The sequence below is a fragment of the Halioxenophilus sp. WMMB6 genome, from assembly GCF_033283405.1.
Classification (GTDB): Bacteria; Pseudomonadota; Gammaproteobacteria; order Pseudomonadales; family Cellvibrionaceae; genus Halioxenophilus.
On the sequence record NZ_JAWMQR010000014.1, the window covers coordinates 82,678 to 96,725 of the forward strand.

Consider the following 14,048-nt stretch of genomic DNA (forward strand, 5'->3'; position numbering starts at 1 on the left):
GATAAAATCCGTCTAAGGTAGTAGGTGGATTTGGGAGCCCGGGGGTTTGAACCTGGGCTCCCACTCCTGAGCTCTAAAAGCTCGTTGCACCCTTTAGGGTGGAGTGAGTGACGAAACTGGCTGGTAGTAGTGCACAGGTTTATCTGTTCTGGGTGAACTGAAGATTTACACAAGTTGGGCAAGACGAGAGACAGGAGTGCTTTTCGTGGAGGTTTTACGAAGGGCACAAATACTTTATCGATACCTGGGTGAGCCGGAATCCGGCCTATCTGTAACTGTAAGGCGAAACGCGCTCTAAAACTCATTCCCATTAAAAGTGATTTTGATCTCTCCCTTCTAGAGCCAGATCAAAATTCGGCTGAGAAGCCGTTTAGAACGCCTATAGATTAATTGCCAAGGTCTGCCCGCCGAAGTTCGCAAAGACTTCCGGCGTTGGTCCGTGACATTTTAGCGCCTCTTGCAGGTAGAGAGCCCGTAACCATGGTGGGCAGAATGCAAGATAGCATTATGGAAGCGCTTTGGCGTACTTCCCATATCTCCGGCGGTAACGCCGCTTATGTTGAACAGTTATACGATACCTATCTCCATGATCCAAACGCTGTAGCCGAAGAGTGGCGTTTGTACTTCGATCAGCTCCCCCGCGTGGAGGGCGTGTTAGACGCCGATACGCCCCACTCTATTATTCGTGAACAATTTGCCCAGCTAGCCAAAGAGCGGATTAGAACCCATGCCCCCTTGGGCAGTGGCTCCATCAATCTTGAGCACGAGCGCAAGCAGATCAAGGTGGTTCAACTGATCAATGCCTACCGCTCGCGCGGTCACCGGGCAGCACAGATTGACCCCCTCAATTTACAACAAGAGCGGTCGGTACCCGACCTCGACCTGCACTATCACGGCCTTACCAATGCCGATCTCGACACCGTATTTCAGACCGGAGAGTTGATGATCGGCGTCCAGGAGGCGCCTCTTAAAGATATTATCAGCGCCCTCAAAGAGACCTACAGTGGCTCGATTGGCTCGGAAATAACGCACATCAATGATGCCGCCGAGCGCCAGTGGTTACTGCAACGACTGGAAACCGTGCGCGCCAACCCGCGTTACAGCCGGGATGTGAAATTGCGCCTGCTCGATCGCCTGACGGCGGCGGAAGGACTGGAGCGCCACCTCGACAGTAAATACCCAGGTACCAAACGCTTCGGTCTGGAGGGCGGAGAGAGCTTCATCCCATTGCTGGATGCGCTGATCAAGCGAGCCGGTGCCTTTGGTGCTAAGGAGATCGTGTTGGGCATGGCCCACCGTGGCCGCCTCAATACACTGGTTAATATCCTCGGTAAAAACCCGGCGGCACTGTTCGATGAGTTCGAAGGCAAGAAGTTGGTTGATACCTCGGGCGATGTGAAGTACCACCAGGGCTTCTCCTCCAACGTGATGACCCAGGGTGGTGAAGTGCATCTGGCGATGGCTTTTAACCCATCGCATCTCGAGATCGTTTCGCCGGTGGTTGAGGGCTCCGTACGTGCCCGTCAGGATCGCCGCAACGACCCAAGCGGCAACCTGGTGGTACCTATCTCCGTGCATGGCGATGCCGCCTTCGCCGGCCAGGGTGTGGTTTTTGAAACCTTCCAGATGTCGCAAACCCGCGCCTATAAAACCGGTGGAACTGTACACCTGGTAATCAATAACCAGGTAGGTTTTACCACCAGCCTGAAAGAGGACGCCCGTTCCACCGAGTACTGTACCGACGTTGCCAAGTTCGTTGAGGCACCGGTCTTCCACGTCAACGGTGATGATCCGGAAGCGGTGATTTTTGTTGCCCAGCTGGCGATGGATTACCGTTACGAGTTTAAAAAGGATGTGGTTATCGACCTCGTCTGTTATCGCCGTCGCGGTCACAATGAAACCGATGAACCGTCATCCACTCAACCGGTGATGTACAAGCAGATCCGTAACCACAAAAGCACTCGCACACTTTATGCGGAAGCGTTGGTAGCCGAAGGGGTGCTCTCCGATGAGCAGGCAACCAGTATTGCAAACGAATATCGCGCCAAGCTGGACCGCGGCGAGTCGGTGGCTGATGGCCTGGTCTCCGAGCCAGACAGCTCCATGTTTGTCGATTGGAGCCCGTTCCTGGGCCACGATTGGACTATTGCCGGTGACACCAGCTACGATTTGCAGAAACTGCGTGATGTTGCCAACCGCCTGTGTGCCATTCCCGACGGTATCCAGATCCAGCGGCAGGTAGCCAAAATCTACGAAGATCGCGTCCGCATGGCGGCCGGTAGTCAGGCGCTCAACTGGGGTATGGCGGAACTGCTCGCCTACGCCACCATTCTTGAGCAAGGCTACATGGTGCGTATGACCGGACAGGACTGCGGCCGTGGTACCTTCTCTCACCGTCACGCGGTGGTACACAACCAGAAGGACGGCACCAGCTATACGCCACTGGCCAATTTATCGGAAAGCCAGCCCCGCTTTGAACTTTACGACTCGTACCTGTCGGAAGAGGCGGTACTAGCGTTCGAATACGGTTATGCCACCACGCAACCCTATGGCCTGGTCATTTGGGAAGCGCAGTTTGGTGACTTCGCCAACGGCGCACAGGTGGTGATTGACCAGTTCATCACCAGCGGTGAGCACAAGTGGGGTCGTTTGTGTGGCCTGACTATGTTGTTGCCGCACGGTTATGAAGGGCAGGGGCCTGAGCACTCCTCGGCGCGTTTGGAGCGCTTTGTTCAACTGTGTGCCGAGCACAATATCCAGATCTGTATCCCTACGACGCCCGCACAGGTGTTCCACATGCTGCGTCGCCAGGCGATTCGCCCCATGCGTCGGCCGCTGGTGGTGATGAGCCCCAAATGGATTTTGCGTCATCCACGTGCGACATCCACCCTGGAGGAGCTGGCCCAAGGCACCTTCCGCAATGTGATTGGTGAGGAGATACTCGATCCCGCTAACGTCAAGCGTGTGGTGATGTGCAGTGGTAAGGTCTACTACCATTTGCTAGAGGCGCGCGAGGAGCAAAATATAGACAATGTCGCCCTGGTACGTGCCGAACAGCTCTACCCCTTCCCGGAAGAGGAGGCCCTGGCCGAGTTGTCCCGTTACGAAAACCTGCAGGACATTGTCTGGTGTCAGGAAGAGCCGATGAACCAGGGAGCCTGGTACGGTATTCAACACCGCATTCATCGGGCTTTGGCAAAGCTTACCAAACAGCTGCCCCTTAAATTTGCAGGTCGGGAATCATCCGCCGCTCCGGCTGCGGGTTATATGTCCACCCACGTCGAGGAGCAGAACCGCCTGGTACAACAGGCGTTGACATTGGACTAATCCAATACCGGGCGGCTTGTCCGCCCACCTAATCCATAGGCAAACGCGGGTTTTACACCCGGCATCCATGAACTGACAAAGTAGTATCTTGAGGAAGATCAACGACAATGACTACAGAAATAAAGGCGCCTACCTTTCCCGAATCGGTACAAGACGGTGTAATTGCAAATTGGCACAAACAACCCGGCGACGCTGTTAGTCGAGATGAACTTCTGGTGGATATTGAAACCGATAAGGTGGTGCTCGAAGTGGTAGCCCCCGCCGATGGTATCCTGGGCGAAGTTCTTAAAGGTGCTGGTGAGGTAATTCTCAGCAACGAGGTTATTGGCAAGATTGTTCCTGCCGATGGCTCATCCGCCGCCCCGGCCACCAGCGCAGCAAGCACCGCTGCACCTGCCGCTGCCACTGGTGAAACTGTTGACCTGAAGGCACCAACCTTCCCGGAATCTGTACAGGATGGGGCAGTCTCCACCTGGCATAAAGCGGTCGGTGAGGCCGTCACCCGCGATGAGCTGTTGGTTGATATTGAAACCGACAAGGTTGTACTGGAAGTGGTTGCTCCGGCCGACGGTGTGCTCTCGGCAGTTTTAGCCGAGCAAGGTGCCACGGTAACCAGCAATCAGGTAATCGGTCAGATCACCACTGGCGCTGGCGCCACGGTTGCGGCGGCGGCCTCGGCACCGGCTGCTGCCAGCTCCGACGGCGAAACACTCGCCAGCCCCTCGGCACGTAAGCTGGCCAGCGAAACCGGCGTTAACCTGGATCAGGTGGCCGGTACCGGTAAAGATGGCCGTATCACCAAAGAAGATGTTAAATCCGCAGCCAGTGCGCCGGCGGCCAAACCGGCTCCAGCACCGACACCTGCCCCGGCTGCAGCTCCGAAAGTCGCCCCGGCGGCACCGGCGTTGTCGGGTGGTGAGCGCGTTGAAAAACGGGTACCGATGACCCGTCTGCGTAAGCGTGTAGCAGAGCGTCTGCTCAATGCCACCTCCAGCACCGCCATGTTGACCACCTTCAACGAGGTCAACATGAAGCCATTGATGGATCTGCGCAGCCAGTACAAAGATCTGTTTGAAAAGACCCACAACGGCACTCGCCTCGGCTTTATGGGTATGTTTACCAAAGCCTCCTGCGAAGCCCTGAAACGTTTCCCGCAGGTTAACGCTTCCATTGATGGCGACGATATCGTCTACCACGGCTACCAGGATATCGGGGTGGCGGTCTCTACCCCCAATGGTCTGGTGGTGCCCATTTTGCGTGATGTCGATGACATGAGCATCGCTACCATCGAAAACAGCGTGCGCGATTTCGGCCTGCGTGCGCGCGACGGTAAGCTCTCTATTGAAGAGATGACCGGTGGCACCTTCACCATTACCAATGGTGGCGTGTTTGGTTCGCTGCTATCGACGCCCATTCTTAATCCGCCCCAGTCCGCCATTCTTGGTATGCACAAGATTCAGGACCGGCCGATGGCCGTCAACGGTAAAGTAGAGATCCTGCCGATGATGTACCTGGCTCTCTCCTACGACCACCGTCTGCTGGATGGTAAAGATGCCGTTCAGTTTTTGGTCGCAATCAAAGAGATCATCGAAGACCCCGCTAGAATGCTGCTGCAAATTTAAGTTTGGGTCGCCGGGCGAGCGCTGGTAACAAGCCTGTTATGCGCTCGCCCCACAATTAAATCTATAAAGTCATTTGCAACGCTAGGAATTCAATATGTCGGAAAAATACGACGTTATCGTCATCGGGTCTGGTCCTGCGGGCTATGTTGCAGCCATTCGAGCTGCTCAACTGGGGTTAAAAACTGCTTGTATTGAGAAATGGAAAGATAGCAAAGGCAAAGGAGTCAACGGTGGCACCTGCTTGAACGTTGGCTGTATTCCTTCTAAGGCGTTGCTCGACAGCTCTCACAAATTCCACGATGCCCACGCCGCCTTTAAGGCACACGGCATCTCCACCGGTGAAGTCGCCATCGATGTGCCCACCATGGTCAAGCGCAAAGATCAGGTGGTTAAGCAGATGAATGGTGGTATTGCCGGCCTCTTTAAAGCCAATGGTGTTACCGCTCTGTATGGTTCTGGCAAGCTGTTGGCCGGTCGCAAGGTTGAATACACCGATTTCGAAGGTAACACCAGCACACTGGAAGCCGAGAACGTCATTTTGGCTTCCGGCTCCCAGCCAGTCGCCATCCCGGTCGCACCGGTCGATAACGATGTGATCGTCGACTCCACCGGTGCCCTGGAGTTTTCTGAAGTGCCGAAGCGCTTGGGTGTGATTGGTGCCGGTGTGATTGGCCTGGAGCTGGGCAGCGTGTGGAGCCGCTTGGGTTCGGAAGTGGTCCTGCTTGAGGCGATGGACAATTTTCTGGCCACCATGGACCAGGAGATCGCTGGCATGGCCCAGAAGATCTACAAAAGCCAGGGGCTGGATATCCGCCTGAGCTGCCGTGTTACCGGTACTGCCGTCAATAATGGCGAAGTTGAGGTGACCTACAGTGATAAAGACGGCAATGAAGCGAAGCAAACCTTCGATAAGCTGATTGTCTGTGTTGGCCGTCGTCCCTACACCGAGGGCCTGCTGGCCGCCGATAGCGGCGTCAACCTGGATGAGCGTGGCTTCATCTATGTCAACGACCTCTGCTCCACCAATGCTCCAGGTGTCTGGGCGGTTGGTGATGTGGTGCGTGGCCCGATGCTGGCGCACAAAGGTTCGGAAGAGGGGGTCATGGTGGCTGAGCGTATCGCCGGCGAGAAAACCCTGATCAACTACGACATTATCCCCAGCGTCATCTACACCCACCCAGAAGTGGCCGCTGTCGGTAAAACCGAAGAGCAATTGAAAGCCGACGGCGTACCCTACAACAAGGGTACCTTCCCCTTCATGGCCATTGGTCGTGCAGTGGCCGCCAACGAGGCGGACGGTATGGTTAAGATTTTGGCCCACGCCGAGACCGACCGCGTATTGGGTTGCCACATTGTTGGCCCAGCGGCCTCTGACCTGGTTCAATCCGTGGCGATGACCATGGAGTTCGGTGCCAGCGCCGAGGACATTGGTATGACCGTATTTGGTCACCCCACCTTCTCCGAAGCGGTGAAAGAGGCGGCCTTGGCGGTCAACGGCCACGCTATTCACATGCCCAATCGCAAAAAGCGATAGTAATCGCTGTACATAATGGCACCGGACCGCTACCTTTGCGGCTCGTAACCGAAAACAGCCGGTAATGGATGCACCGGCGCAAACATAATAGGGATAATTGCTCAGGCCACGAGAGTTCTGGGTCGGCCGGTTAGAATTAGGCACTGGTCAAAAAAAGGATATCTGCGCAAGCCACCGAGGCAGTTTTGGGTGTTGTTAATCACCAGAGTTGTTGCGGGTGTTTGCCCAGTTATTGCAGAGACGCTCGGGCGCAGGAGGCGAACTCCTGCGGATGTCAAACTTGTTTAGGCGGGAAGCTGGCAACAGTCGAAGGCCAAACAGAGTCAACAAAACGGAATAACGTCATGAACTTGCATGAGTATCAGGGCAAGCAGCTGTTTCGCGAATACGGTCTGCCTGTATCCCAAGGTATTGCGGCTGAGACCGTCGCAGAAGCGGCTGCTGCTGCAGATGTAATTGGTGGTGATAAATGGGTGGTAAAAGCCCAGGTTCACGCCGGTGGTCGAGGTAAAGCTGGCGGCGTTAAGCTGGTTAGCTCTAAAGCTGAAATCGAAGAATTTTCTAAAAAGTGGTTAGGCAACCGTTTGGTTACCTATCAAACAGATGAAAAAGGTCAGCCGGTCAGCCGTATTCTGGTTGAATCCTGCACCGATATCGCCAACGAGCTGTATCTGGGTGCCGTGGTAGACCGCTCCAGCCGTCGCATTGTATTTATGGCCTCTACTGAAGGTGGGGTAGAGATCGAAAAAGTGGCGGAAGAGACTCCTGAAAAAATCCTGAAAGCCACGGTTGATCCGCTGGTTGGCGCTCAGCCATTCCAGGGTCGTGAGCTGGCTTTCCAGCTTGGTCTGGAAGGTGCGCAAATCAAGCAGTTCACCAACATCTTCCTGGGCCTGGCAAAAATGTTCCAGGAAAAAGACCTGGCTCTGCTGGAGATCAACCCTCTGGTTATCACCACTGAAGGCAACCTGCACTGCCTGGATGCCAAAGTTGTGATCGATGGCAACGCCATCTACCGTCATCCAGAACTGAAAGAGATGCACGATCCTTCCCAGGAAGATGCCCGTGAAGCACACGCTGCCCAGTGGGATCTGAACTACGTGGCTCTGGAAGGTAACATCGGTTGCATGGTTAACGGTGCTGGTCTGGCCATGGGAACCATGGATATTGTTAACCTGCATGGCGGTAAGCCTGCCAACTTCCTCGACGTGGGCGGTGGTGCAACCAAAGAGCGTGTTATCGAAGCCTTCAAAATTATCCTGGCCGATGACGCTGTTAAAGCCGTTTTGATCAACATCTTCGGTGGTATCGTGCGTTGCGACCTGATTGCTGAGGGTGTAATCGGTGCGGTAGAAGAGGTAGGTGTTAAGGTGCCTGTGGTTGTTCGCCTTGAAGGTAACAACGCAGACCTGGGTGCCAAAGTTCTGGCTGACAGCGGACTCAACATCATTGCTGCAACTAGCCTGACCGACGCTGCAGAGCAAGTTGTTAAAGCGGCTCAAGGTTAATAGGGGATAGCACAATGAGTATTCTGATTAACAAAGAAACTAAAGTGATCTGTCAGGGTTTTACTGGCGGTCAAGGTACCTTCCACTCTGAGCAAGCCATCGCTTACGGTACCAAAATGGTTGGCGGTGTTACCCCCGGTAAAGGCGGCACCACTCACCTGGGTCTGCCTGTGTTCAACACCGTGAAAGAAGCGGTTGCGGCCACAGGCGCCGATGCCTCAGTTATCTACGTTCCGGCTCCCTTCTGTAAGGACTCCATCCTGGAAGCGGCGTTTGGTGGTATCAAGCTGATTGTTTGTATCACTGAGCACATCCCAGTTATGGATATGCTGGAGTGTAAAGTGAAGTGTGACGAGTTGGGCGTACGTCTGATTGGCCCTAACTGTCCTGGTGTTATCACTCCGGGAGAGTGCAAAATCGGTATTATGCCTGGCCACATTCACCTGCCTGGTAAAGTGGGTATCGTCTCCCGCTCTGGTACCCTGACCTACGAAGCGGTTAAACAAACCACCGACTTCGGTTTTGGTCAGTCTACCTGTGTTGGTATCGGTGGTGACCCAATTCCGGGCTCCAACTTCATTGATATCCTGACTCTCTTCCAAGAGGATCCAGCAACCGAAGCCATCGTAATGATTGGTGAAATTGGTGGTTCTGCTGAGGAAGAAGCGGCAGCGTTTATCAAAGAGAATGTTACCAAGCCTGTGGTTTCCTACATTGCCGGTGTGACTGCACCTCCTGGCAAGCGTATGGGCCACGCCGGTGCCATCATCTCTGGTGGTAAAGGTACTGCTGATGAGAAATTCGCAGCCCTGCAAGGCGCCGGTGTTGCCACCGTGCGCAGCTTGGCCGATATCGGCAAAACCCTGAAAGAGATAACCGGCTGGTAATTGCGAGATACGCAATAGCAGTTGGAAAAAAGGTGGCTTTGGCCACCTTTTTTTATGGCTGTGGTGTTGCAAATTTGGACTTTCTACCGGTTTGTCTCAGGTTGGATGGGGGTGGTTACTGGCATTCGGATGGATTAATTCGGGTGCGGAGAAATATTGCTGTTGCCCGCTAAAGACTAATCCATATGTGCATATTTTTCTAACCCAGGATAAGCCACGTAACCGCTGCAGGTATTGGCAAGTTGTCGGTAAAGCTCTAATGCGGGTTGCTCCTCATTCAGCAGATTATAAGAGAGCATTAACCAGGTCAGGGTAGAGGGGTCGGTGCTCTCCTGCAAAAGCGTTTTGGTGCTGGCTTTATAGTGCTGGCTGCTCTCTGCTGACATTGAGCCTGTCAGTGTGGCTGTTGCTATTTTCGCGTAAAGGCTTTTTGCGGCATTGGTCTTGGAAGAGTCTCCCTGTAATTTATCGTTTTCGGTTTGAACAATAACCTTACGATAAAACTCAACAGCAGTTTCTGCCTCACCCTTATTGCGGTACGACTCTGCTATACCCATAAGCGCATCGGTCTGGCCGTCACCACCATGGTAGTAAGTGGTTTGTAAATAGCTCTTCATTGAGTCGATGGCGTGGTCAAAATCTCTGTTAAATAGGTAGATCGAACCAATTTGGTAGTCGATTCTGGGGTCTGAGCCGCTGATGGTTTTTGCCAGAGAAAAAACATCCCAGGCTTTGTTCAAATCCCCATAGCAGAAGTGCATAACAGCCAAGTTGTTGGCGTTACTGAAATTCAAGTCAATTGCCAAGCTCTCTTCAAACGATGCAATGGCTTTATCAGTTTCTCCCATCAGGTAATAAATTCTACCGGTGGTATAGGGAATTCGCCAAAACACCGTCTGCTTGGTCAAGTTGTGGTTCAGAACCGAAAGCGCTTCTTGATATAGGTTTGGGTCATGCGTTTGGTTGGCCTGTGCGGCATAGCTCTCTGCTAACCCTATTTTTGAATCTATGTGGTTGGCGTTAATTGAGAGGGCTGTGGTGTAGGCGGTAATAGCCTCATTTAAATGGTTTCTTCTGCGTTGTAACTCGCCAAAGGCCGATAGCGCTTCTATATTTTTCTGTGTGGTATTGTTTATTTTATTGCACTCTATTTCAGCGCTATCCAAGTATTTTTTGTCAAATCTAACAAGGCTCAGTTTTGACCAGGTGCTACATAAGCCTGCTCGTGCTTCAATAAATTGTTCATTTTTTTGAAGGGCCCTCATGAAGTAGGTTTGTGCACTGGCGACGTTCTCTTCCGTCCATGGTTTATCAAGCAGTGCCTTACCGGTGAGGTAAGCTAGAATGGCCTCCTTGGATAAAACATTTTCAGGGCGTGTTGGATCTACATCGGTTGTGAGCTGCTTGTTGATTTCTTTGGAAAGACTTTTAATGAACCTCTGTTGTGATGTAGGAATCAAATCGCCAGACCACACCAAGGATGAGATAGCAGTTGTACTTTCCTGGTTGACAAGGTTTACCAATAGCCCATGATGGCGCCCTTTCTTAAAGAGCTCTGCTTGCAATAAATAGTCGGCGGCTAAACTTTTTGCCAGCTGCCAAGGTGGTTTGTCGATTAAATCAAGAGAGATGTCTACCTCTGTGAATGCAATTTGGTTGTTCGAAGTTCCGATAATTTCGCTTGCGAAGGTGTCGCTTGGAAAGTCGTCGTTGTTTAGCAGTGCTATTGAAATATTTTTTGAGTGCGAGGCTTGTTTGATGAGGCTGTTTTCACTGCTTTTTTCTGGCTGTGGATTTTTAGTGGGAGCCAGAACCACGATGGCGATAAGAACAATGCTAAAACCAATAACCCACAAGGATTTTACTATTAATTGTCTGTGGTGTGCTCTCTGTTGTGTCGCATTCTCATTCTGGCTTGGTAACAGCTTTGTGGCAGGGTTTATGTTTTCTACCTGCTTCTGTGTTTTTGAAGGGGCTCTTTCAAAGGGGGGCTCTTCTGCAAGCGAGTTGCTGGAGTCTGCATCTATTGTATCGCTGGATAATGACGCTGTTTGAGTTTTGAGTTCAGATTGTTGGTGTGCTGGTATAAGTGGATTCTGTATGTCGGCAGCGGTTAAGTAGAGTGTATGGGCCTCGACTCCAAGTGCTCGTGCAACGCGCTCCAAAGATTTTGGGTCTACCGCCTGTTCTCGAAAAATTCGGCTAACTAAGCTGGTGGGGCTGGTGTCGCTGTTTTCCAGGTCAGCGATGCGGTCGGCCAGGGCACCTTGAGTTTTAATGTTAGCGTTAGATAAAGCCTTGTATAGCTTCACTTTAGAGGCGCGTATGCCTCTTTTTCTAACAACTCCATTTGTGCTCTTAATGGTCATCGCAATTAAATTTCAGCTAGTTAAATATATTCAATACTCAGTGTTCTTTCCTACTTTCTGTACAGATTGATTGCTTTGCATTAATAAAGAATTAGTAACTTAGCTGACAGCCTTTACGTTTTTCTTACATTTGGCGCCAGCTGGTCAGTGCTGGGTTGTCGTGTAAAGAATCCAGCGTGCTCTTTGTGACGTTTATTTTCACTGAAATAGCTAATCACCCGGTGTCAATTTACGCCACTGGTTGTGTTTCGACGAAGGGAGTGTGAAGGAAATCCTTGGCAGATGCTACTCACTATCCTTGTGCTGTTTTGCCTGTTACTAAGTAGTTGTTTTTAACTACGCGATATCGTAAATGTCGTGACTTTTCTCTGTGGGTGAACAGCGTTTCTCTACTTTTGCTCACCACTTTCTGCATTTTTGTTGGCGTCATAAAATCGTCATCTACAGCATCTCTGAAAAATATAATGACTATTTGTGCGACAGGTGTCAACTTTTGAAATCCCAGTTAACAGTTTTTAACTGCCATTAACTGGCACTTACTCGATTTAACTGCCCAATGAATTTTCCGTTCACTCTTCAATAATAGAGCCCTTATAGGAGTGCCTTTACAATTACTAACTATTAGGGGATGACGGCCATGGGTGTGCCACGTCGATTCGGTCAGCAGGGAGTGCTTGTTCCTATTCTGCTACTACTATTTTCTTTTTTTATCTCTGAAGCGGCAGTTGCTCTGAATATAGACGCTGCAATTACCAACGATCCGGCAGAGCCAAATAGTTATCTCTATTACAAGGTAGTTGTTGCTAATACGGATGGCGTAACTCGAGATTCGGTAACGGTTTCGACAACAATTCCCGCCACAACCTATTTTAATGAGGCAGCGGTTTTTCCTGCATCCACGGGCACCTGTTCATCATCACAGTGTAATACTGGTGAGACTGCGGTTTGGTCACTTGGCAGCATGGCCAATGGTGAATCGAAGGTCATTATTATTCCTCTGTTTGTGCAATCCACTGCGGTGGATGGATCGAGCATTGATATTACTTTCGACCTCGCCCATGCCAGCGATGCCACGGCGGGCTCCAGTTCGATCTCCTCCACCGTAAATGCTGCGCCGACTGCGCAGGTGGTGGTCTCTTCAGCCAAACAACTTGTAGAAGCGGGTGATGAAGTCACTTTCGAGGTGAGCTTCGGTAATATCGGTGCCAGTGCCATCAACCCCGGTACTTTAACCGCACTATTACCATCGGGTACCACCTTCTTGAACGCCAGTGACGGCGGTACGCTCTCCGGCTCCACCATCACCTGGGATTTAGGTGTCGTTAATTCCGGTACCAGCGGCAAACGCTTATTTACCGCGATGGTTAGCGGCAGCGCAAACGATGGGATGATGTTGAGTACCGATGTTGCGTTTAGCAGTGGTGGTTCCACATTGGCAACTGGTGGCGAAATTCTGGCTGTGGATTCGGGTATCGATCTCGATCTGGATGTCACCGTTACCGGCGACAGTATGCACGGTGATCAATTCAGTTACTTCCGGTATGTGGTTTCCAATACCGGAAGCAGCAGTCTGACCGGCGTGGCCTTGCGTGTGATGGTGCCGCAACACTCAGCCTTTGGGGCTACCGACTCTGTGCCGGTCCCCACTGGCTGCTCCTCTTCCGTGTGTGATGCAGGAGAGTGGGCTGTGTATGAGATCGGGCAGTTAGATGCCGGTGAAACTAAAGTATTTGTTTATCCTCTGTACGATTCCAGCCCGATTGATGGTGAGCCAATGGTGACCCACGCTGTGTTAGTGGATGGCAGTAATGATTACATCCTGGGCACTAAGCCAACCGTACTTTATGAAACCACTACTAGCTTGGTATTGAGTACTGCGGCAAGTAAGCAAGTGGTAGCAGCGGAAGAGGTGTATGAGTATGAACTCAGCTATGGCAATCGAGGCGGTAGCGCAGTTCAAGATTTAGTCTTAGCCATGACCTTGCCAGCCAATACCACATTTGTCTCAGCGACTGATGGCGGTGCTGAGAGTGGCGGAGTGGTAAGTTGGGACCTCGCCACGTTGAACACCGGCGTAGCCGGCAAGCGTTTTGTCACTGTGCAAGCCAATACTGGATTAGGTGATGGTGAAGTACTGGTCAGCAAAGCTGAACTCAATACCGCTGGCCCATCGCTGGTTCGAGCTGGCGAGAGCGTAGTAATTCGCGAGGGAGTTGATCTCAACCTGGATGTCACGGTAACCGGTGACAGCATGCACGGTGACCAATTCAGTTACTTCCGCTATGTGGTTTCGAATACCGGCAACAGCAGTTTGGCAGATGTGGTGTTGCGGGTAGTGGCCCCGAACCGGGCAGCGTTCAGAGCGTCTGCCTCCTTGCCAGTGCCCACCGGTTGTTCTGCCTCGATTTGTAATGGCAGCGAAGCGGAGTGGGGTGTTTATACCATTGGTCAGCTGGACGCCGGTGAAACCCGAGTGATCTCTTACTCGCTATTCGATGAGAGCCCCATCGATGGTGAACCGATGGTGACCCACGCTTTATTGACCGAAGGCAGTGGTGACTACACGCTGGGAGTAAAACCCACCGTCCTTTATGAAACCACCACTGGCCTGGACTTGAACACCTCAGCGAGTAAGCAGGTGGTTGCCGCAGAAGAGGTGTTCGACTACGAATTGAGCTACGGCAATCGAGGCGGTAGCGCTGTTCAAGATTTGGTATTAGCTATGACGCTACCGGCCAATACCTCCTTTGTTTCGGCCAGCGACGGTGGTACCGAAAGCGGTGGCGTTGTAACTTGGCCTC

The 14,048-nt window shown here is 52.1% G+C and carries 7 protein-coding genes; 6 read left to right on the forward strand and 1 reads right to left on the reverse strand.

Annotated features, from left to right (window positions below; all coding sequences use genetic code 11):
- Window positions 1-492: 492 nt before the first annotated feature.
- From SBL51_RS22625 to sucD, 5 genes are all read left to right on the forward strand, one after another.
- Complete coding sequence (locus tag SBL51_RS22625) at window positions 493-3,327, forward strand: 2-oxoglutarate dehydrogenase E1 component (RefSeq protein WP_317933471.1); 2,835 nt, start codon at window positions 493-495, stop codon at window positions 3,325-3,327.
- A 107-nt stretch (window positions 3,328-3,434) separates the two neighbouring features.
- Window positions 3,435-4,949 (forward strand): 2-oxoglutarate dehydrogenase complex dihydrolipoyllysine-residue succinyltransferase, encoded by a 1,515-nt coding sequence (gene odhB, locus SBL51_RS22630; RefSeq protein ID WP_317933472.1) that lies wholly within the window; start codon window positions 3,435-3,437, stop codon window positions 4,947-4,949.
- Between the two features lie 94 nt (window positions 4,950-5,043).
- Window positions 5,044-6,483: a dihydrolipoyl dehydrogenase gene (lpdA, locus tag SBL51_RS22635; RefSeq protein ID WP_317933473.1), complete on the forward strand. Its 1,440-nt coding sequence runs from the start codon at window positions 5,044-5,046 to the stop codon at window positions 6,481-6,483.
- Between the two features lie 344 nt (window positions 6,484-6,827).
- Entirely contained in the window at window positions 6,828-7,991 is a 1,164-nt protein-coding gene (gene sucC / locus SBL51_RS22640; protein ID WP_317933474.1) for an ADP-forming succinate--CoA ligase subunit beta, read from the forward strand.
- A gap of 14 nt (window positions 7,992-8,005) precedes the next feature.
- On the forward strand, window positions 8,006-8,878 hold the full coding sequence (gene sucD / locus SBL51_RS22645) for a succinate--CoA ligase subunit alpha (RefSeq protein WP_317933475.1): 873 nt from the start codon (window positions 8,006-8,008) through the stop codon (window positions 8,876-8,878).
- Between the two features lie 176 nt (window positions 8,879-9,054).
- Here the strand turns inward: sucD and SBL51_RS22650 are convergent, their stop codons facing one another.
- Window positions 9,055-11,247, reverse strand: a complete 2,193-nt coding sequence (locus SBL51_RS22650) for a tetratricopeptide repeat protein (protein ID WP_317933476.1) — start codon at window positions 11,245-11,247, stop codon at window positions 9,055-9,057.
- A gap of 961 nt (window positions 11,248-12,208) precedes the next feature.
- Between SBL51_RS22650 and SBL51_RS22655 the strand changes: the two genes are divergently transcribed.
- On the forward strand, window positions 12,209-14,048 hold a 1,840-nt coding region (locus SBL51_RS22655; protein ID WP_317933477.1), incomplete at its 3' end, for a hypothetical protein.